Origin of the sequence: Methylobacterium sp. WL6 (assembly GCF_008040095.1) — a bacterium.
Classification (GTDB): Bacteria; Pseudomonadota; Alphaproteobacteria; order Rhizobiales; family Beijerinckiaceae; genus Methylobacterium.
Window position 1 is genome coordinate 1 of record NZ_VRVH01000012.1, and the last position, 19,238, is coordinate 19,238.

Sequence of the window (19,238 nt, forward strand, 5' to 3'; positions counted from 1 at the left end):
GGCCGGCACCGAGCCCGTCGGCACCGTCACCTCCGGCGGCTTCGGCCCGAGCCTCGGCGCGCCGGCGGCGATGGCGATGCTGCCCGTCGCGCTCGGGACCGACGGCACCCGCGTCTTCGCCGAGGTCCGCGGCCAGCGCCTGCCGGTTCGGGTCGTCCCCCTCCCCTTCGTCCCGGCCGGGTTCAAGCGCGGCCGGATCTGAAACATCCCGTCAGGAACAAGACCATGCTGCGATTCACCGACGCGCACGAGTGGCTGAGGGCGGAGGGCGAGGTCGTCACCGTCGGCATCACGGCGCATGCCGCCGAGCAGCTCGGCGACCTCGTCTTCATCGAGCTGCCGAAGGTCGGCGCCAAGCTGTCGAAGGGCGAGGCGGCGGCCGTCGTCGAATCGGTCAAGGCGGCCTCGGACGTCTACGCCCCGCTCTCGGGCGAGGTCGTCGCGGTCAACGACGCGGCGGCGGGCGACCCGGCCGCCGTCGGCACCGATCCGCAAGGGGCCGGCTGGTTCTACCGCCTGCGCCTCGACTACCCGTCCGAGATGGACGGGCTGATGGACGAGGCCGCCTACGCCGCCCTGCCGAAGTAACCGCCTGCGACGCTCCGCCGCCGGCGCCGACGCGCCGGCGGCCTTATCGCCCTTCCAAGCCGGGATGCCGCCATGACCGCGCATTACGACCCCTACGACTTCGCCAACCGCCGCCACATCGGCCCGACCCATGCCGAGATCGACGCGATGCTCTCGGTGGTCGCGGCCCCGAGCCTGGAGGCGCTGATCGACGACACCCTGCCCCCCGACATCCGGCAGGCGCGGCCGCTCGCGGACGACCTCGCCTTCGGCCCCGCGCTGACCGAGCGCCGGGCGATCGAGCGGATGCGCGAGATCGCCGACCGCAACCGGGTCCTCGTCTCGCTGATCGGCCAGGGCTACCACGGCACGACGATGCCGCCGGCGATCCAGCGCAACATCTTCGAGAACCCGGCCTGGTACACCGCCTACTCGCCCTACCAGCCGGAGATCAGCCAGGGACGGCTCGAGGCGCTGATCAACTTCCAGACGCTGGTCTGCGACCTCACCGGCCTCGACGTCGCCAACGCCTCGCTGCTGGACGAGGCCACAGCCGCCGCCGAGGCGATGGGCATGGCCCGCCGCGTCGCCAGCTCGAAGGCCGAGGCCTTCTTCGTCGACCGAGACTGCCTGCCCCAGACCATCGCGGTGCTGCGGACGCGCGCCGCGCCGATGGGCTGGCGCATCGTCGTCGGCGATCCCCTCGCCGACCTCGACCCGGAAGCGGTCTTCGGGGCGATCTTCCAGTATCCCGGCGTCTGCGGCGCGATCCACGACGTCTCGGGGCCGATCGCGGCCCTGCACGCGGCCGGCGCCATCGCCGCGGTCGCGGCCGATCCGCTGGCTCTGACACTGCTGAGGTCGCCCGGCGAGATGGGCGCCGACATCGCGATCGGCTCGATGCAGCGCTACGGCGTGCCGATGGGGTTCGGCGGACCGCACGCCGCCTACATGGCGACCCGCGACGCGCACAAGCGCGCGCTGCCCGGGCGCCTCGTCGGCGTCTCGGTCGACGCCCAAGGACGCCCTGCCTACCGCCTCGCGCTGCAGACCCGCGAGCAGCACATCCGCCGGGAGAAGGCGACCTCGAACATCTGCACCGCGCAGGTGCTGCTCGCCGTCATCGCCTCGATGTACGCGGTGTTCCACGGCCCCGCCGGGCTGAAGGCCATCGCCCAGCGCGTCCACCGCGACGCGGTGCGCCTCGCCCAGGGGCTCGCGGCGTTGGGCTTCACGGTCGAGCCCGAGCACTTCTTCGACACGATCACCGTCCGGGTCGGGGCGTTCCAGGGCGTGATCCTGGCCCAGGCGGTCGCCAACGAGGTGAACCTGCGCAAGGTCGGCGACGACCGGATCGGCATCACGGTGGACGAGCGCACCCGCCCCGACATCCTGCAGGCGGTCTGGCGCGCCTTCGGGGCGACGGATCCGATCTACGACGAGGCCTGGCCCGCGTCCCGGCTGCCGGACGGCCTGGTCCGCACCTCCGCCTACCTCACGCACCCGATCTTCCACATGAACCGGGCCGAGAGCGAGATGACGCGCTACATGCGCCGCCTCGCCGACCGCGACCTGGCGCTCGACCGGGCGATGATCCCGCTCGGCTCCTGCACGATGAAGCTCAACGCCACCGCCGAGATGCTGCCGATCTCCTGGCCGGAATTCTCGGAGATCCATCCGTTCGTGCCGGCCGATCAGGCCGCCGGGTATCACGAGCTCATCGGCGACCTGTCCGGGAAGCTGTGCGCGATCACCGGCTACGACGCGATCTCGATGCAGCCGAATTCCGGCGCGCAGGGCGAGTATGCCGGGCTGCTCGCGATCCGGCGCTACCACCTCTCCCGCGGCGCGGCGCACCGGACGATCTGCCTGATCCCGTCCTCGGCCCACGGCACCAACCCGGCCTCGGCGCAGATGTGCGGGATGAGCGTGGTGGTCGTCGGCGCCGACGCGAACGGCAACATCGACGTCGCGGATTTCCGCGCCAAGGCGGAGCGGCATTCCGACAACCTCGCGGCCTGCATGATCACCTACCCCTCGACCCACGGGGTGTTCGAGGTGCGGGTGCGCGAGCTCTGCGACGTCGTCCACGCCCATGGCGGCCAGGTCTACCTCGACGGCGCCAACCTCAACGCGCTGGTCGGGCTGGCCCGGCCCGGCGACATCGGCGCCGACGTCAGCCACCTCAACCTGCACAAGACCTTCTGCATCCCGCACGGCGGCGGCGGGCCCGGCATGGGGCCGATCGGCGTCAAGGCGCACCTGATCCCGTTCCTGCCCTCCGATCCGCGCTCGGGCGAGGAGGGGGCGGTCTCGGCGGCCCCCTACGGCTCGGCCTCGATCCTGCCGATCTCCTGGAGCTACTGCCTGATGATGGGCGGGCGCGGCCTCGCCCAGGCGACCCGCGTCGCGATCCTCAACGCCAACTACATCGCCGCCCGGCTCGGCCGCGCCTACCCGATCCTCTACGCTGGCGCCAACGGCCGGGTCGCGCACGAGTGCATCGTCGACGTGCGCCCCTTCCAGAAGAGCGCCGGCATCACGGTCGAGGACATCGCCAAGCGCCTGATCGATTGCGGCTTCCACCCGCCGACCATGAGCTGGCCGGTGGCCGGCACGCTGATGATCGAGCCGACCGAATCCGAGACCCAGGCCGAGATCGATCGCTTCTGCGACGCGATGCTGGCGATCCGCGACGAGATCCGCGCCATCGAGGAGGGCCGCGCGGACCGGGCGGACAACCCCCTCAAGCACGCGCCGCACACGGTCCAGGACCTGATCAGCGCCTGGGAGCGGCCCTATTCGCGGGAGGTGGCCTGCTTCCCGTCGGGCGCGCGCGGCATCGACAAGTACTGGCCGCCGGTCAACCGCGTCGACAACGCCTACGGCGACCGCAACCTGATGTGCTCCTGCCCGGCCCCCGACAGCTACGAGGCCGCGGCGGAGTGAACCGACGCCCACTACACCCCTCGGCGACGACGCGTTCCGGCCGCCGGCCGGCACGCACCCGACGTTTCGGGAGCCTCGAATGACGGTTCCGCGCCATTTGCCGACTCTTTGAGCGCCGAATGCCCATTCCGGCACTTCCGCATGAGGAACATTCACCTCTACCGGTATTTGGAAAGTCTTTCCTCCTCGCGGCGGAGCGCCCCATGAAGATCCGGACCGGCTACACGATCGGCTACGACACGTTCGGCCCAACGGCGCTCACCTACCAGCTCAACGTCCACCCCTCGCGGGCGATCGACCTGCTCACCTCCGACGCGATGCGGGTCGATCCGCCGGTGCCGATGCGGACCTACACCGACGGGTTCGGCAACACCTGCGTGCGGCTGCTGTCGCCGGGCGGGCGCATCACGGTGTCGGCCGACTTACTGATCGTCGACAGCGGCGAGCTCGACGCCTACGAGCCGACCGCGCAGCAATTCGCGGTGCCGGACTTGCCCGACGACGTGCTCGTGTTCCTGCTGGGCTCGCGCTATTGCGAGACCGACAAGCTCTCCGGCATCGCGTGGTCGCTGTTCGGCAACACGCAAGAGGGCTGGGCCCGGGTGCAGGCGATCGTCACCTGGGTGCACCAGCGCATCCGCTTCGACTACCAGCTCGCCGACGCCACCCGCTCGGCCTTCGACGGCTACAACCAGCAGGTCGGCGTCTGCCGCGACTACGCGCACCTCGCCGTCGCCCTGTGCCGCTGCATGAACATCCCGGCGCGCTACTGCACCGGCTATCTCGGCGACATCGGCGTGCCGGTCGACATCAACCCGATGGACTTCTCCGCCTGGTTCGAGGTCTACCTGAACGGCCCGAACGGCGGCCGCTGGTACACCTTCGACGCCCGCCACGACGCGCGCCGGATCGGCCGCATCGTCATCGCGCGCGGCCGCGACGCCACCGACGTCGCGATCTCCACCAGCTTCGGCACGGCGCTGCTGGCGCAGTTCGACGTCCACACCGACGCGGTGCCCGACGACTTCGTGCTGATGCAGGCCGCCTGAGCGTCCGCCCGCGCCAGGGCATCCCGCCGCAGCGACGGATCGCGGGATGGCCACGCGGGACTCCCCCCGGTATCCGCCCGCCATGGATCCGACCGCGCTCGCCCTGATGGCCACCGCCCTCACCTATTCCGGCTACCTCGTGCTGCTCGGGTGGCGCTGACGGCGTGTTCCATCTCGCCGCGGCGAAGACGGGTTTGGATGAACTCGCTGCCAACCTTGTCGCTGCCTACGTGTCGAACAACAGCGTGCCGGCGTCGGAGCTTCCAAAGATCATTGCTAGCGTGCATGCCTCCTTGTCCGGTCTCAGCAATGGGGCGGTTGCCGAGCCTGCCGGGCCTGAGAAGCCGACACCGGCCCAGGTCAAGAAGTCGATCCGCCCTGAGGGTTTGGTCAGCTTCATCGACGGCAAGACCTATCAGACCTTGAAGCGCCACCTGACGGGCAACGGCCTGACGTTCGAAGAATACCGGGCGCGCTACGGCCTGCCGGCCGACTACCCATCGACCTCTGCCAACTACTCCGCCAGGCGCTCCGAGCTGGCCCGCGCTCTCGGCCTCGGCCAGCAACGGCGTAAAGCGGCCCCCGTGGCTGCCATTGCCGATGAGACGGTCGCTAAGGCGCCCAAGACCCGTGGTCGGAAGCCCAAGACCGGAGGAGCGTCCGAGGCGGCTCCGAAAGTACGCGGGCGTAAGAAGGTCGCTGAGACGGCCTAACGCCGCTCAGAGCCCCGTTCCGGCACATCACGGTGCCCGTCACGGTGATGAGACCCTAACCAAGCGCCGCCATCCTACAACTGGGCCATGTAACGCGTATCGGCCTAGCTGGTGAGATCCGGGGTTCCCCCGCCCCGTGAGCGGATCGGGACGGGGCCGAACCGTCGTCGCTGTCACTGTCCTGCGTCACTCCATCCGGTTGAATGCATCTGCCACGGCGAGATGTGCTGTCCATGAAATTGTCGGGCGTACCAAACGCGCCGCTAGTCAGGGATCAGCACATGAGCAACGTCAAAGCTGCGATGGATGTCTACCTCAATGGCCTCCGCAATCAGCACGCGGTTGAGATGCAGGCCGTTGGAACGCTTCAGAACGAGATGCCTCGGATGGAGCCCTACCCGGATCTGTATGCGAAGATGAAAGCGGATCATGAGCGATCGGTCACGCAGGCCGCTCGCCTTGATGATCTTCTCGCCAAGCATGGATCGAGCAAGTCGGTCATTAAGCAGGCTGTGACGGGTGCCGTCGCGACCGTTGCTGGGTTCATCCACGCCGGCTCCGACGACGAGGTTCTGAAGAACGTCCTCGCGGCGATCGGCTTCAAGGCCTACGAGATCAGCTCCTATAAGGTGTTGCTCGTACTGGCTGATGCAGCAGGAGCGAGCGACGACAAGTCGGTTCTAGAGCAATCGATGAAGGAAGAGCAGGAGATGGGCGACTGGCTCGGCAGCAAATTGCCGAACATCACACAAGCCTACCTCGCCCAAAAGTCTTCATAAGGCTTCGACACTTTCCCCCGCCGACCTGTGATCGGTCCGGGCGGCGGGGATCAGGCAGTCTGCTGCGTCATCCACCCTATAGGCTCTCGGCCAGATCCTCCGGAGCTGGACGGGCGGCGACAGGCTGCTCTGAACGGAGCGGTCTTTCTCCAACGAGCCGTGCACCCTTAAAGCGGCTGAGACCGGCCGATTGCCCGAGCGAACGGTACCCTCTCGACGGTCGATCCGGACTGGCCGACCAAGCGCGACATCTGCCTAGGGCTGGGTGCGATGTGGTGCCGAGCCGCCGAGCATCCAGGAGGCGACCTGCCGGTGCTCGGAACCTCCGGCTCGACCGCTGTGCTCCAACGTCTGCGGGACGAGGCGGTCGCGCGGATCGCGGCCGGGATCAACGCGTTAATCATCGCAGCGCCCTTCTGCGAAGGAGCCCGCTTCGGGGCTGCTGATACCTAAGCGGCGGCCTTCATGCCGTCGAGGAAGCTAAGGAAGTCCACGTACGGGAGGGGGCGGCTGACGTGATAGCCCTGGACCTGCGTGCAGTCGGCCGCAGCGACGAACGCGTACTGTTCCGCGGTCTCCACGCCTTCCACGGTGGTCGTCATTCCGAGGCACGTCCCCATGGTGATGATGGCCCGCACGATCGCCGCGCTCTCTGGATCCTCCGGTAGCAAGCGAACGAACGAGCGGTCGATCTTGATCTTGGAGAAGGGAAAGCGACGCAGGTAGCTCAGTGAGGAGTACCCTGTGCCGAAATCGTCCATAGCGAGGCTGACGCCGAGCGTCTTAAGTCGTTTCAGCATTGAGAGCGTGCGATCCTCGTCGTCGAGCATGACGCCTTCCGTGATCTCAAGCTCCAGCCGTTCCGCCGAAAGGCCGGTCTGATCGAGGACGGAGGCGACCGTCTCCGCGAGGCGGTCGTCGCGAAACTGAACGGGCGAGAGGTTGACGGCAACCTTGATCGTGTTCGCCCAAGTCATCGCCTGCGTGCAGGCCGTGCGCAGCACCCAGGCGCCCAACGGGAGGATCAGACCGGTCTCTTCGGCCAGGGGTATGAACTCGACGGGTGGAATCAGGCCGCGTTCGGGATGACGCCAACGAACCAGGGCTTCGGCTGCAGTGACCGTGCCCGTCCCAGCATCGACAAGGGGCTGGTAATGAACTTCGAACTCGCCGGTGTCCAAGGCGCGGCGCATGTCGGCCGCCATGCGCGTGCGCGCCAGCATCCGTTCAGCAAGCTCCAGCTCGAAGAGGCTGAAGGTTCCTTTGCCTTCGCCCTTGGCCTTGTACAGGGCGAAGTCGGCGTTTCGCAGAAGCTCTTCGGGCTGGGTGCCGTCCAGGGGGGCGATCGCGACACCGATGCTTACGCCGATATGGACGAGCTGCCCGTCGAGCAAGAAGGCACGGTCGATGGCGTTGACGAGAGCTGCGGCGACGGCCCGCACGTGATCGACGTCGGGAAGATCCAAGAGCAGGATAGCGAACTCGTCGCCGCCAAGACGCGCGACCACGTTCGTTTCGGCGACCATCGAGCGCAGACGCGCAGCGACCTTGCGTAGGAGCTCGTCGCCCATGCCGTGGCCGAGGGTATCGTTCACGAACTTGAAGCGATCGAGGTCGAGCATCAGCACCGCGAAGCCGTCTCCACCGTTGCGCACGGCGGCGGCATGGTGATCCAGCAGATCGCTGAACCGTGCCCGATTGGGCAATCCGGTGATGGTGTCGGTGAAAGCGAGTGTGCGCAGCCGTGCCTCCGAGCGCAGGCGTTCGCGCTGGTCGCGGAAAGCGATCACGGTCTGGCGCTGGTGCCCCAGCGAGATGTCCTTCCGCACGACGCGGACGGGAACATACCCGCCCTCGGCATCGACGAGCTCGACCTCGCGTTCCTCGTGCTCCGGCAACTCGGCCAAGACGAGACCAGGCAGCAGTCGCTTCAGGTTGCGCCCGACCAACTGTGCCTGGCTCAGACCAGCCATCTGTTCGAGGCTGCGGTTTGCCGTGGTGATCGTCTCGCCGTCGCAGACAGCCAGGCCTTCGAGGGCGAGGCTCGCCAGCTCCCGTAGGCGCGCGCTGTCCCGGCGCATCTGCGCTCGCGCGTTCAGTGCCGAACGCAGGCCAAAGAAAGCAAGGCTGAGCAGACCGAACGAGACGAGGGCGATGATCGGCGCGATCGTCTCGGGGGCGATCGCGGTGGCAGGAAGCGCCACCGTCGGATCGTAGACGATGGCGATCGCGGTCATCCCAGCAAGGTGAAGGACGACAATCGAACCGAAGAGCAATGGGCCAGCGAAACGACGTAGGGCGCGATTGCGTTCGCCGGCCGCAACCATCGCGACGCCGAACAGGACAAGGCTGATAGCGACGGACGGGACGATGAAATACCAATCCCATCCGACGTGCCCGGTCACCCGATATGCAGATTGTCCGACGTAATGCAGGGCCGTGACCCCCGAGCCCAGGATCACACCGGCCACGAAGCGACGTGATCGGGCACGCTGGCCGATGGATAGACCGACCCCAACGCCGATCCCGCCGATCACGAGGAAGAGCGAGATCGCCGTGAGGACGGGCTCGAAGCCAGCCAGCATGCCAGGCTGATAGGCGAGTAGGGCGATCATGTGCGTCGCCCAAGCCGTACAACCGGCGGCGACGATACTGACGATGCCCCACTTGCGCCGCAGCACCCCCTCGGAGCGTGCGGCATGAGCCGCAATGGCGGACGAAGCATAAATACCTACGATGCATACCGCTCCGGCGAGCAACAGAAGTTTCTCGTTGTGGAAGGCTGCAACACAGCTAAAAATTGCATTCATCGTCACCTCGCCACTTCAGCTGAGGCGTGAGAGGTTAAGTGTTCTGGTAATGGGCGCCGAAAAAGGTGTCTGATGCCGACCGTGTGCATCATGCCGCAGGTCGTGTTTCGAGCCTCTGCGCGCGAAAGTGAAACCCAACGTGAGCACTCGCTGTCGCGTGCCGTTTCCTTGGGGCGGGCCATGGCAGAGCAGGCGATCTCGGCGCGCCGATGCGCTCGGTCTCGACCACCGTGACGCTGCCGGAGGCGACGAACGACACGCTCGCTCTGATCAAGGCAGCGCGGCTTGGCGTCGCGAAGACCTGGCGCGAGCCTGGCGCCCGGCCGTGGCGGTTCAGCAAGGCCGGGATCGTCACTACGGACCTGATGCTGCTCGACGCCAGCCCACGCGCCCTGATCGGGCAGCTCGACCGCGCGCTCTCCGGTCCGCTGATGCCGGCGATCGACGCCTGCAACGCCCGCTTCGGCCGCGGCAGCGTCGTTCCGACCGCGCTGGGCTCGTCGAGAAGCGGACGTGGAGCACGAAGTTCGAGATGCGCACGCCGCGCTACACGACGCAGGTCAGCGAGCTACCGGTCGCGGTGGAGGACTAAGCCCGATCAACCAACGCCATCATCGCGTGGGCCACCGGGCCTCAAGGCCTGGGGTATAAAGGATACGGGACGAAATCTCGTCACTGGCGTTGACGGCGGTGCGCCCTGCGATCGCGTCGGGCTTCCAGGAAACCGCCGTATGCCGACCAGCGCGACCGAAGCTCCGAAGCCGCCTGCCCAGGTACCGCCGCCCCTTGTCCCGGGTTTGCGCGGGCTCCTGACCCTTGCGGTCGGCGTGGTGCTGGTGGCCGCCCTGTACTTCGGTCGCGAGGTGTTCATCCCCCTGGTGCTGGCGGTGCTTCTCAGCTTCGTCCTGGCCCCGGTAGTCAACCTCCTTCGTCGGATCAAGCTTAGACGCGTGCCTTCCGTTATCGTCGCGGTGCTGCTAGCACTCGGCGTCATCGGTGGCATCGGCGCGGTCATCGGAACCCAGGTCGCGGGGCTTGCCGGCAACCTGCCGCAATACCAGGCCACCGTGCAAAAGAAGTTCGCTGGGCTTCAGCAGGGTTGGCTCGGCGAGGCCAACAAGGTCATCGCGAAGTTCAGCCACGAGGTTCACGACGCCACTCAAAAGGCGGATGCCGCAGGGACCACGGCCGCGACAGGCCCCGCGGGCGACACGCCGAAGGCTCAGTTGGTCCGCGTCCAGGAACCTGAGATCTCCCCGTTGGCGCTGGCTGAGAAGGTGCTTGGCCCAATCTTCGAGCCCCTGACCACGGTCGGCATCGTGCTCGTCGTGGTGGTGTTCCTGCTGCTCCAGCGCGAGGACCTGCGCAACCGGATGATCCGCCTGTTCGGGTCGAGCGACCTGCACCGCACGACGGTGGCGATGGACGATGCCGCGGGCCGGCTCGGCACCTATTTCCTCGCCCAGCTCGGCATGAACGCCGCTTTCGGCGTCATCGTCGGCGTCGGCCTTTGGATCATCGGCGTGCCCAACCCCCTCCTGTGGGGCGTGTTCTCGGCGCTGATGCGCTTCGTGCCTTACATCGGCGCTTTCATCTCAGGAGTTTTCCCGGTCGCCCTGGCAGCCGCGGTGGACCCGGGCTGGTCGATGGTCATCGCGACTGCGGCGCTCTTCCTGATCGCCGAGCCGATTTTCGGGCAGGTGATCGAGCCGCTGCTGTACGGTCACTCGACCGGGCTCTCGCCCTTCGCGGTGATCGTCTCGACCTTGTTCTGGGGCTTCCTCTGGGGTCCCATCGGCTTGATCCTGGCCACCCCGTTCACCGTTTGCCTCGTTGTGCTCGGCCGTCACGTCGACAGCTTGGAGTTCTTCGACGTTTTGCTCGGTGACCGCCCGCCACTCACCCCGGTGGAGAACTTCTACCAACGCATGCTCGCCGGTGACCCGGACGAGGTACGGGAGGTGGCCGAAGGCATGCTGAAGGATCGCTCGCTGTCCTCGTACTATGATGAGGTGGCGCTGAAGGGCCTGCAGCTCGCCGCCAACGACTTCGCGCGCGGGGTCGTTACCCCCGCCCAACTGGAAAACATCCGCGCTTCCGCCCGTTCGCTAGTCGAGGATTTCGAAGGCCACGACGACGTTGAGCCGGCCGTCGATGCCAAGGCGGTCAATCCGTCCGACACCCCGACGCTGGCCGAAAGGACGCACACGAAGACCGAGGCGGTGCCGGCCCAGGCCCCACCGCGGGATGCACTCCCAGAGGCGTGGCGCGGCGAGGCGCCGGTGTTGTGCCTTGCCGGACGCGGCCCGCTCGATGAGGCCTCCTCGGCGATGTTGGCGCAGCTACTGCGCAAGCACGGGCTCGGCGCGCGCGTGACGCCCTATCAATCCGCCTCGCGCGAGGGCATCCGCGAGCTCGAACTCTCCGGCGTAGCGATGATCTGCATCTCCTACCTCGACATCACCGGGAACCCATCGCACCTGCGCTACCTGCTGGAGCGGCTGAAACGACGGGCGCCCGGCGTACCCGTGCTAGTCGGCCTGTGGCCCGTCGGAGAAGAGGTTCTCACCAATGCTGCGCTCGGCCGGCAGGTTGGGGCGGATGCCTATGTTTCTTCGCTACGCGACGGCGTGGATGCTTGTTTGAGTGCTGCCGGTAAGGCGGTCGTCGACAGAAGCGCGGCCGCCTGACCTGTTCGAACCGCGCTTGCTGCTGTGCGTCGTAGGGCTTCTGCTGACCACGCCGGAGGAGTGGCGCACGTGGCTTGAAGGCGCCGGCGGAGGGGGCATTGCAGCTTCAGCGGCCGCTGCCAGACGCCGGTATAATGGAGGTTGCTCGTGGATCGCGTAGCGATGGCACCTGATTTGGCCCAGCCAGCCATTCCCGTAGCTTCGTCCAGCGTCGCTTCACACTGCCACCTCGAACTGCCATGCCGATCGCCTTGCGCTGACCGATCAGCACGACGAGCTGCTTGCCGCGGGTGACGCCGGTGTAGAGGAGGTTCCTAGCCAGCATGTTGAAGTGCTGTGTCACGATCGGGATCACCACTGCGGGATACTCCGAGCTCTGGCTCTTGTGGATCGTGGTGGCGAAGGCCGGTACCAGCGTGTCGAGCTCGCCGTAGGGGTAGACGACTTCCCGCCCGTCGAAGGTGACCACGACCGCGCCGTCCTCCTCGTCGATGCGCGCCACCATGCCCAGATCGCCGTTGAAGACGTCGCGGTCGTAGTCGTTCTGGGTCTCCATGACCCGGTCGCCGGGGGCGAAGCGCCAGCCAAAGCGCTCGATCTGCTGAGCCGGGTTCGGATTGAGCACGCGCTGGAGCTCGTGGTTGAGGTTGCGCGATCCAAGCGAGCCACGCAGCATCGGCGTCAGGACCTGTACGTCGCGGATCGGATCAAGACCGAACGAGCGTGGGATGCGCTTGGTCACGACCTCGATCAGCTTAGCGACACCGACGTCAGGATCGTCGATCTCGATCAGGTAGAAGTCGACCTTCTCGCCCGGCTGTGGCCGCTCCGGCATCTGGCCCTGATTGATGCGGTGGGCGTTGACGATGATCCGGCTCTCGGCTGCCTGCCGGAACACCTCGGTCAATCGCGCCACCGGCACGCGGTCAGCCGGGACCGGGAAGCATGGCCAAGCCAGCGCCGGATGTCCGGGCCGCAGAGGACGAATACAGCCGCGGCTTGCTCGACTTCACGGCCGATGCCGTTGCCCTCGATGCCGCTCGCCGTGTGGCCGCGGTACGGCTCGACCAGGCGCAGGCGCTCTGTAAGGCCTTCAGCGAGAAGGAGGTCGAGGCCCGGGCTCGCGATGCCGAGTTCGCCCGTGTCGAGCGCTACGAGGCCGCTCGCGCCCAGGCCGACGATGCTCGCCGGGCACTCGCGGAGATGTACCCCCAGCTCGCCGGAGATCTGGTCTCGCTTCTCCGTGTTGCAGCCGAGGCCGAGCTGGCTGTGAAGGCGGCCGATGCCGACCTTCCCCGCAACGCGATCCCGCTCGCCAACGTCGAGGGCAACGACGGCGCCAACTTCCACGACCGGGCTATCGAGGCTCATGGAGCACTGAACGATCCCGAAGCTCAGCGCCAGGCGGGCTCAGAAGCTCAGCGCAGAGCCGCCTTGGTCCTTAGCACGGTCGGTTGCGGCTGGAACGGCAAGCAGGTCTTTATGCCTCGCCCAGAAGAATGACAGTCGATGCCCCGGCCGACCCTGCGGTCCGGGGCTTCCGGGCGGCCGTCATGCCGTTCAGCCGCTCGTCTCCGCGCTCGGCAGAAGCTATCTCTGCCGGCCGCCTTGTGGAGACGAAGCATGTTCACTCACGTCATGATCGGCAGCAACGACCTGGCGCGGGCCCAGGCCTTCTACGACGCCACGTTCGCCGCGTTGGGCGGCAAGCCCGGTGAGATGGATGCCAGGGGTCGGCTGATCTACGTCTATGATGGCGGCCGGCTGATGGTCACGACGCCGATCGACGGCAAGCCGGCGACCGCGGCCAACGGCGGGACCATAGGCATCGCCGCCGCGAGCCGCGATCACGTCCTTGCCTGGCACGAGGCCGGCAACGCGCATGGCGGCACCGCGATCGAGAGCCCGCCCGCCGAGCGCCCCAACGGGTCGTTCGTGGCCTACCTGCGCGATCCTGATGGGAACAAGCTGACCGTGCGAACGCAGCCGGCGAAGTGACGTGGATCGGCAGGCAGGGTGGTGGGGCGGAGATCGGACCGCCAAGCCGGCCTGACGCCGCTCGGCGCCCCGTCCTGGCACAGGGGCGATCGTCCTGCGCAGGTGCCGGCTTAACCGCGGCGCGGCATCCTGCATCAGGGCCGCGTCGCGTATCGGCCCACGCTGGTGAGATCCGGGGTTCCCCCGTCCCATGAGCAGATCGGGGCGGGGCCGAACCGTCGGAGGCCTCCGCCGCCGTGCGGGTCAGGATCGCGGTGGTAGGCGCCGGACCAGCGATCGCAGCAGATCCCGAGACGAGGAGGCGATCGTGTTGCTTAGGTGTGCGAGTTCACCGTTCACCTTCCGGATGGACGCATCGTGCGCAATCCCGATGACCTGATTAAGGTGTCGGACGCCATAGGACCCGATCGCCACATCCGGTGCAATTGGTAGCCAAAGCTCTACATCGGGGTCGCCGAGATCCCGCCGCCCGCTCCGGGACATGAGGCGAACCACTGGGTAGCTGGCCAGGATGAAGCGTCGGTCAGGCCGGGTGATGCGAGCAATCGATAGACCCCGTGCGTCCAGTGCTTCCACGATGGTCGGGGAAAGTGACATCAGCGCTCCCATCCGAGCGGAGCGTTCGAAATCTGCCAAGCTGCTCGGCGACAGGTGCCGCTCGCGTTCTTCTGGCTGTATGGCGCCGTGGATACCCTCCCATGTGGCGATCGACTGCTCGGCGAGGTCGCGCATGGGGGCATCGAACGACAGGCCCCGGAAGAACTCTGGGCATCGCTTGAGTTGAACGTGGAGGAATAGGAGGAGGATCGCCCGCTCGTCTTCGGTGAGATCCCAGCCACCGCCCGCATGGACGTGCTTCACGATGCGATCGATGACAGGGTCTGCCGCATTCTCGACCGCTCCGAGCGTGCGCTCGACGAGATCGCTCGGCGCTCCATCGGGACCTGTCACCGTGTAGAGGTGGCGCTCCTTGAAGATGCCGGCCGGTGCGCTGCGAAAGTAGCCGCGTTCCGGCCAGCGCCGGTCGTACACCCACAACATGCCGGCAGCATCGGCGAACCGCTTCTGCAGCATTTTCGGGATGAAGTGCTGCCCGGTAGGAAAGCTCATGATGCCGGCGCCCAACGCAAAAGCGGCAGGACCTCTCGGCACGTTGCTGCCATCGCGTCGTCGACGCGCACGGCATCAACGCCGCCCTCCAGGCATAAGACGGCGATGTGCCCCCCCATTTTCATCGTCGTTGGCGAACAGGCCGAGGACGTTTTCTGTCGACTGGATCTGATCGGGCATGCGGATGACCCGAGCCTTCTTCCCGTAGGTCAGCGCTCCGTGCTTCAGCGCGGCGGAGGCGTCGCGGATAGCAGCGTAGCCGGGACAGCGTCCAGCAAGACGGTCCCGGAACCCTTCGTCGCCCTTCAGATCGGCAACCTCGGGGTGCCCTGCGGCGCGTAGATGCTCGAGCAGGATGCCCACAAGAGCGTCGAGAGTGAGGATCGCGTTGACGACCAAGCGCATGTCGTCTGGCGCGGCCTCCACAGCATGGATGTTCGGGATGACAACGGTCTCGAAGAAGAGCAGGGGCTTCGTCATGACCGTCTCCTCAGCGATCAGGAGCGCCGCCTCACGCCGCGCTCGGCTCGTTGATCCGGCGCGGCCAGCCCGGCTTCCGCGAGCGGTAGTGCGCCGACAGCAGAACGGGATCGCGCAGCGCCGCCCGGCACACCATCGTGACAGTCGCAAGCTACCACTTTCGGCGCCGCAGTGCTGGGCATCCGGCCAGCCATGGCCTGCGCCTTCTTCAGCGCCCCGCTCTCGGTCCGCACCACCTCGCGGTCGCAGGGCACCAAGCGCTTGCGCTTCACCACGAAGGTCTGACCACGAACGTCGTCTTCTTTCCCATCGCCCCCCCGCCGACCCAGCCCGGTCGGGCATACCAGCGAGCACGACCGCGGCGCGCCGATGCGCTCGGTATCGACCACGGTGGCGTTGTCGGAGGCGACGAACGACACGCTGGCCCTGATCAGGGCGGCCCGGCTCGGCGTCGCGAAGATCTGGCGCGAGCCCGGCGTCCGGCCCTGGCGGTTCAGCAAGGCCGGGATCGTCACCACGGATCTGATGCGGCTCGACGCCAGCCCGCGCGCCCTGATCGGGCAGCTCGACCGCGCGCGCTCCGGGCCGCTGATGGCGGCGATCGACGCCTGCAACGCCCGCTTCGGCCGCGGCAGCGTCGTCCCCGCCCGCGCAGGCCTCGTGGAGAGGCGGTCCTGGAGCACGAAGTTCGAGATGCGCACGCCGCGCTACACGACGCAGGTCGGCGAGCGGCCGATCGCGGTGGCCGGCTGATGGAGCGCCTGTGTGACTTACGCGGGCGCCGACTCGTCGAGCGGCCTTTTCTGTACCTGTGGTTGTGGCGCTATCGCCTCCCGTAGGGCGCAGGTGGGGGATCACGGCTCGGATCGTCGACGAGTGCGTCGATGACATGAACCGGGATCGACTGAAGCGGGCAGGTGCTTCCGCCATTGTCCGGCCGCTACGCGGCTACCCGGAGATGATCGTTCGCGCCATCGTTGCGCCCGGTACGGAATGGGTCGTCGAGCGCCTGTTCTCCAGCGAAGGCGACGAGTGTCTGCGCTTCGATGTTATGTTGAATGAGATGGCTTGGTCCGATGTTGTCATGGCCGTGCTCGAAGCGAACTACGGGGCGCCGGTCGGATATGCCGACGTTCAGGGGCAGCCACACAGCAATCCACCCCCTCATGCCTTGGTTACTGCCGAAGCCCTGTTCGTGCTGGTCGATGAGACACAGCGACCGACCAATGCAGCCCTTCAGAAGATCCTCGACACCCGTACTCAGCAAACGAGGGCATGAGGAGCGCTCCGCATTTCGGCGGAGCGCTTAGATCACTCAGTAGAAGTTTCGACGGCCGTAGCCGTAGCCGCGACCCCCGCCGTAGCCGCGGCCATAACCGCCATAGCCCCGGCCGAAGCGCGGTCCGCCGTAGCCACGTCCACCATAACCGTAGCCACCACGGTAGCCCCGACCGTAACCGCCACGGCCATAACCACCGCGGCCGTAGCCGTAGCCGAACTGAACAGGCTCGACCGTAGGCGCCGTCTCGGGGATGGCGGCGACCCCAATCTGTGCGGCGGAAGCCGGAGCAGGTGCGAGAGATAAACCTGCGATGAGCAGGCTTAGCGCCAGAAACATGGTCTTCAGCAAAGGGTTACTCCTTGTGAGCGCGCAGCGTTCGACCTGAGCGTTCGAGACCCTATCAGGTGTCGGTCCTGTCACCAGCACGCTGGTTCAGCAGGTGCCGGGAAGGTAGCGCCGTTCTCGATCAGTCGCTGACACCCAACCCCTCGTACTCCCCCGTTACTCCGGGTCAGCGGCTGATCCGTTGGCAGCGGGTTCCAGGAACGTGGTCAGCACGTTCGAGCTGACTTTGCCGGCGCTCGGATCACCGCGATCCAACGGCACTTAGCGACCGCGATTATTCTTCAGGCGCCTGCCGTCTACGTACCAGCGCTGCGCAAGCCAGCCGTCGAGATCATCAAGCAAGCTGCCGACAACCACGGCGTAAGCGACGAAAATCGTTGTCGAAAGCCACCAAATCCTCAACGGCAAAATTTCGTAGAAATATAAAAATTTCACATAAGATATCTTTTGATGTACAAGTGGATATCAGTTCCAGCGCGGAGGAGACGATGTCAAATCCGCTGATCATGAAGCTTGAGCACGCGGGCGGCCTCGAAGATGCGGATAGAGCGACGCTCATGGCGTTGTCCGCCGTGACGCGACAGGTCGAGGCTCATTGCGCTTTAAGCCACGAAGGTGATCGTCCTGAGACCGTGCACCTCGTCATGGAAGGCCGTGCCTTCCGCTACAAGCTTCTGCCAAACGGGAAGCGGCAGATCCTGGGGCTGCTGCTGCCAGGCGACTTCTGCGATTTCCAGGTAGCGATCCTAGCTCGACGGGACCACAGCATTGGTACGCTCACCCCTTGCCGGATCGCGGAAATCCGTAGCGCGACGATCCTCGACATAACGACCAGGTTACCCAACGTTGCCCGTGCCTTCTGGTGGGCGACGCTCGTTGATGAGAGCATTCTGCGCGAGTGGCTAACGGGGCTGGGAAAGCGCCAGTCGTTAGAGAGGATAGCGCATCTTTTCTGCGAACTGCTTCTTCGCTTGCAGGCTGTGGGCCATGCCACGGCGAGCGGCTACGATCTGCGACTGACGCAGCTCGAACTTGCCGACGTGGCTGGGCTCTCGTCGGTACATGTCAATCGCGTACTTCAAGAGTTGCGCAAACAAGGTCTTATCGAATTCAGGCACAGCCATTTGAAGATTTTAGACTTATCGCGGGTTAGGACCCTCTGCGACTTTGACTCGAACTACCTTCACCTGGACCTTCGCACGGCCTAAGCCTGAGCCGTGCAGCCGTCCCTCGAGCAGTCTCTCGGGTAGCAAGATCAGAGTGCTCAGGCGACCATGCTACCGAGATGGCGCCACTTTTACCAACGATGCGACCGCTCATCCCACACGCTGCTCAGAATGAGGATATGGATCACCTCATCGAGGTGAGCAGAAGGCTTTTCGATCTGCTACAGCACCCGTTTCCTGACGCTTGCGCGCCGCGCGGCGGTTGCGAACGCCGACAGGCAGCCCGGCACAGAGAGTACGCGATGACAGGTCGGTAGAGGCCAGTTCCCTGCGCCGTGGCCGTGAAGCCTCGTGCTGGGTGATTGCGTGAAGGTCGGTGCTGCGGGGAACAGGAACCGGCGCGCCGGCTTAAGGCCTGCTTCGATCGCTTCCGGCAGAGCTTCTCGGTAGCGGGCGCTTCTCAGATCCCAGGACGAACAATCATGCGCATACACGAATGCACGTGCGTCCTCCGGGCTCTGATCGAAAAGGCGCAACGCGAGGATCTGGGTGCGGCCCAGAACGCTATTCTACGGTTCGCCATGAACCAGTCCGAGCTACAGGCCAGAGCAGCGGCCATGGATGAACTGCTACTGGTTCTTGCGAGTGAAGCAGGTACCAACAGCGGCTCCGATCGGCAAAAAGCCTTCCGCACAGTCGTCGTGTCGATGATCGAACGGACGAAACTGACGGTTGGGCCTAGCTCATCTGCTCGCGTGAGATAACGCCTCGAGCGATTATACCGTTCGCACATACGCCCGGTTCAGACTTTGCGGAGGGCAAAGACTCAGGTGGCCCACTGCTGGGTGTTCGCGGTTGAAGCAGCGACTTTCGCGGACTGACCCATGCCAGAGGGCTTCCTCGATCCGACCGCTCCCATTTAATACACATCACAGCGTGGCTGACCATGATCCACATTGGGCATCGGTCGTTATTATGCAGGAACCTCACCCAAAAGCGTTGGTGCGGGGGTTGGCAGGGATGGCTCTGCCTCCGAATGGTGTAGCGCGGGCCCCGCCTTGAGTGTCAGGCTGGTGGCCTCGACGAAGCTTTCTGCGAGAGCACGGATTTTATCGCGAGCTTCCCGCTCCATCTCAGCGTTCGCTTGGTCTTTAAGTGGAACGGAAACGGATCCTGTAAGGCGCCCGGCGTCGGTGATCAATGCAAAGTTGAACCGGTCGGACCGGCTACGTCGGATGATGTAATGCGGCTTGGCCAAAAGGCGGTTCTCCGCGGATGCCATTTCCGGTCTCTACGGCGA

The 19,238-nt window shown here is 66.0% G+C and carries 16 protein-coding genes and 4 pseudogenes; 14 read left to right on the forward strand and 6 right to left on the reverse strand.

The features are described from left to right. The 6 genes from FV230_RS03285 to FV230_RS03310 form a co-directional block, all read left to right on the forward strand. Nucleotides 1-202 (forward strand): glycine cleavage T C-terminal barrel domain-containing protein (locus FV230_RS03285; RefSeq protein ID WP_281408246.1); only part of this gene is annotated, 202 nt, incomplete at its 5' end. Nucleotides 203-225: 23 nt separating this feature from the next. Then, nucleotides 226-588, forward strand: coding sequence for a glycine cleavage system protein GcvH (gene gcvH / locus FV230_RS03290; protein ID WP_147841241.1), 363 nt, complete (start codon nt 226-228; stop codon nt 586-588). Nucleotides 589-660: 72 nt separating this feature from the next. Further along, nucleotides 661-3,516, forward strand: coding sequence for an aminomethyl-transferring glycine dehydrogenase (gene gcvP, locus FV230_RS03295; RefSeq protein WP_147841242.1), 2,856 nt, complete (start codon nt 661-663; stop codon nt 3,514-3,516). Nucleotides 3,517-3,719: 203 nt separating this feature from the next. After that, nucleotides 3,720-4,565, forward strand: coding sequence for a transglutaminase family protein (locus FV230_RS03300; protein ID WP_147841243.1), 846 nt, complete (start codon nt 3,720-3,722; stop codon nt 4,563-4,565). Nucleotides 4,566-4,729: 164 nt separating this feature from the next. Next, nucleotides 4,730-5,278: a MucR family transcriptional regulator gene (locus FV230_RS03305; RefSeq protein WP_147841244.1), complete on the forward strand. Its 549-nt coding sequence runs from the start codon at nt 4,730-4,732 to the stop codon at nt 5,276-5,278. A gap of 281 nt (nt 5,279-5,559) precedes the next feature. Beyond that, nucleotides 5,560-6,057 (forward strand): DUF892 family protein, encoded by a 498-nt coding sequence (locus FV230_RS03310; protein ID WP_187275365.1) that lies wholly within the window; start codon nt 5,560-5,562, stop codon nt 6,055-6,057. 449 nt (nt 6,058-6,506) lie between these two features. On the opposite strand, the gene FV230_RS03315 is transcribed toward FV230_RS03310, so the two are convergent. After that, nucleotides 6,507-8,816, reverse strand: coding sequence for an EAL domain-containing protein (locus FV230_RS03315; protein WP_246694711.1), 2,310 nt, complete (start codon nt 8,814-8,816; stop codon nt 6,507-6,509). Between the two features lie 254 nt (nt 8,817-9,070). Between FV230_RS03315 and FV230_RS03320 the strand changes: the two are divergent. From FV230_RS03320 to FV230_RS30495, 3 genes and pseudogenes are all read left to right on the forward strand, one after another. Beyond that, nucleotides 9,071-9,459: pseudogene (locus FV230_RS03320) on the forward strand (DUF4113 domain-containing protein); the annotation flags it as partial. Between the two features lie 139 nt (nt 9,460-9,598). After that, nucleotides 9,599-11,557, forward strand: coding sequence for an AI-2E family transporter (locus FV230_RS03325; RefSeq protein ID WP_147841247.1), 1,959 nt, complete (start codon nt 9,599-9,601; stop codon nt 11,555-11,557). A 37-nt stretch (nt 11,558-11,594) separates the two neighbouring features. Continuing rightward, nucleotides 11,595-11,730, forward strand: a pseudogene (locus tag FV230_RS30495) (SOS response-associated peptidase); the annotation flags it as partial. Nucleotides 11,731-11,741: 11 nt separating this feature from the next. On the opposite strand, the pseudogene FV230_RS03330 reads toward FV230_RS30495, so the two are convergent. Then, nucleotides 11,742-12,479, reverse strand: a pseudogene (locus FV230_RS03330) (ATP-binding domain-containing protein); the annotation flags it as partial. A gap of 23 nt (nt 12,480-12,502) precedes the next feature. Here FV230_RS03330 and FV230_RS03335 point away from each other — a divergent pair. Next, nucleotides 12,503-13,060 carry a hypothetical protein gene (locus FV230_RS03335; protein ID WP_147841248.1) on the forward strand — a complete coding sequence of 186 codons (558 nt, stop codon included), beginning with the start codon at nt 12,503-12,505 and terminating at the stop codon, nt 13,058-13,060. Between the two features lie 120 nt (nt 13,061-13,180). Beyond that, nucleotides 13,181-13,555 carry a VOC family protein gene (locus FV230_RS03340; RefSeq protein ID WP_147841249.1) on the forward strand — a complete coding sequence of 125 codons (375 nt, stop codon included), beginning with the start codon at nt 13,181-13,183 and terminating at the stop codon, nt 13,553-13,555. 243 nt (nt 13,556-13,798) lie between these two features. Here FV230_RS03340 and FV230_RS03345 read toward each other — a convergent pair whose 3' ends face one another. The 3 genes from FV230_RS03345 to FV230_RS29355 form a co-directional block, all read right to left on the reverse strand. After that, a complete protein-coding gene (locus tag FV230_RS03345) occupies nt 13,799-14,665 on the reverse strand; it encodes a DUF4238 domain-containing protein (protein WP_147841250.1) in 867 nt (288 codons plus the stop codon). Between the two features lie 75 nt (nt 14,666-14,740). Next, a complete protein-coding gene (locus tag FV230_RS03350) occupies nt 14,741-15,145 on the reverse strand; it encodes a hypothetical protein (protein ID WP_147841251.1) in 405 nt (134 codons plus the stop codon). 17 nt (nt 15,146-15,162) lie between these two features. Further along, a complete protein-coding gene (locus FV230_RS29355) occupies nt 15,163-15,534 on the reverse strand; it encodes a hypothetical protein (RefSeq protein ID WP_187275370.1) in 372 nt (123 codons plus the stop codon). Between FV230_RS29355 and FV230_RS03355 the strand changes: the two are divergent. Continuing rightward, nucleotides 15,485-15,898: pseudogene (locus FV230_RS03355) on the forward strand (DUF4113 domain-containing protein); the annotation flags it as partial. The gene FV230_RS29355 and the pseudogene FV230_RS03355 overlap by 50 nt on opposite strands. Before the next feature lie 136 nt (nt 15,899-16,034). Beyond that, a complete protein-coding gene (locus tag FV230_RS03360) occupies nt 16,035-16,424 on the forward strand; it encodes a hypothetical protein (protein WP_246694712.1) in 390 nt (129 codons plus the stop codon). A 36-nt stretch (nt 16,425-16,460) separates the two neighbouring features. On the opposite strand, the gene FV230_RS03365 is transcribed toward FV230_RS03360, so the two are convergent. After that, on the reverse strand, nt 16,461-16,775 hold the full coding sequence (locus FV230_RS03365; protein WP_246694713.1) for a hypothetical protein: 315 nt from the start codon (nt 16,773-16,775) through the stop codon (nt 16,461-16,463). Between the two features lie 485 nt (nt 16,776-17,260). Between FV230_RS03365 and FV230_RS03370 the strand changes: the two genes are divergently transcribed. After that, nucleotides 17,261-17,980, forward strand: a complete 720-nt coding sequence (locus FV230_RS03370) for a Crp/Fnr family transcriptional regulator (RefSeq protein WP_147841252.1) — start codon at nt 17,261-17,263, stop codon at nt 17,978-17,980. Nucleotides 17,981-19,238 lie beyond the last annotated feature (1,258 nt).

Coding starts and splice junctions, on each gene's coding strand:
- gcvH (WP_147841241.1), top strand. CDS start 226: ATGCTGCGATTCACCGACGCGCACGAGTGGCTGAGGGCGGAGGGCGAG.
- gcvP (WP_147841242.1), top strand. CDS start 661: ATGACCGCGCATTACGACCCCTACGACTTCGCCAACCGCCGCCACATC.
- FV230_RS03300 (WP_147841243.1), top strand. CDS start 3,720: ATGAAGATCCGGACCGGCTACACGATCGGCTACGACACGTTCGGCCCA.
- FV230_RS03310 (WP_187275365.1), top strand. CDS start 5,560: ATGAGCAACGTCAAAGCTGCGATGGATGTCTACCTCAATGGCCTCCGC.
- FV230_RS03325 (WP_147841247.1), top strand. CDS start 9,599: ATGCCGACCAGCGCGACCGAAGCTCCGAAGCCGCCTGCCCAGGTACCG.
- FV230_RS03335 (WP_147841248.1), top strand. CDS start 12,503: ATGGCCAAGCCAGCGCCGGATGTCCGGGCCGCAGAGGACGAATACAGC.
- FV230_RS03340 (WP_147841249.1), top strand. CDS start 13,181: ATGTTCACTCACGTCATGATCGGCAGCAACGACCTGGCGCGGGCCCAG.
- FV230_RS03345 (WP_147841250.1), bottom strand. CDS start 14,665: ATGAGCTTTCCTACCGGGCAGCACTTCATCCCGAAAATGCTGCAGAAG.
- FV230_RS03350 (WP_147841251.1), bottom strand. CDS start 15,145: ATGACGAAGCCCCTGCTCTTCTTCGAGACCGTTGTCATCCCGAACATC.
- FV230_RS03360 (WP_246694712.1), top strand. CDS start 16,035: ATGAACCGGGATCGACTGAAGCGGGCAGGTGCTTCCGCCATTGTCCGG.
- FV230_RS03370 (WP_147841252.1), top strand. CDS start 17,261: ATGTCAAATCCGCTGATCATGAAGCTTGAGCACGCGGGCGGCCTCGAA.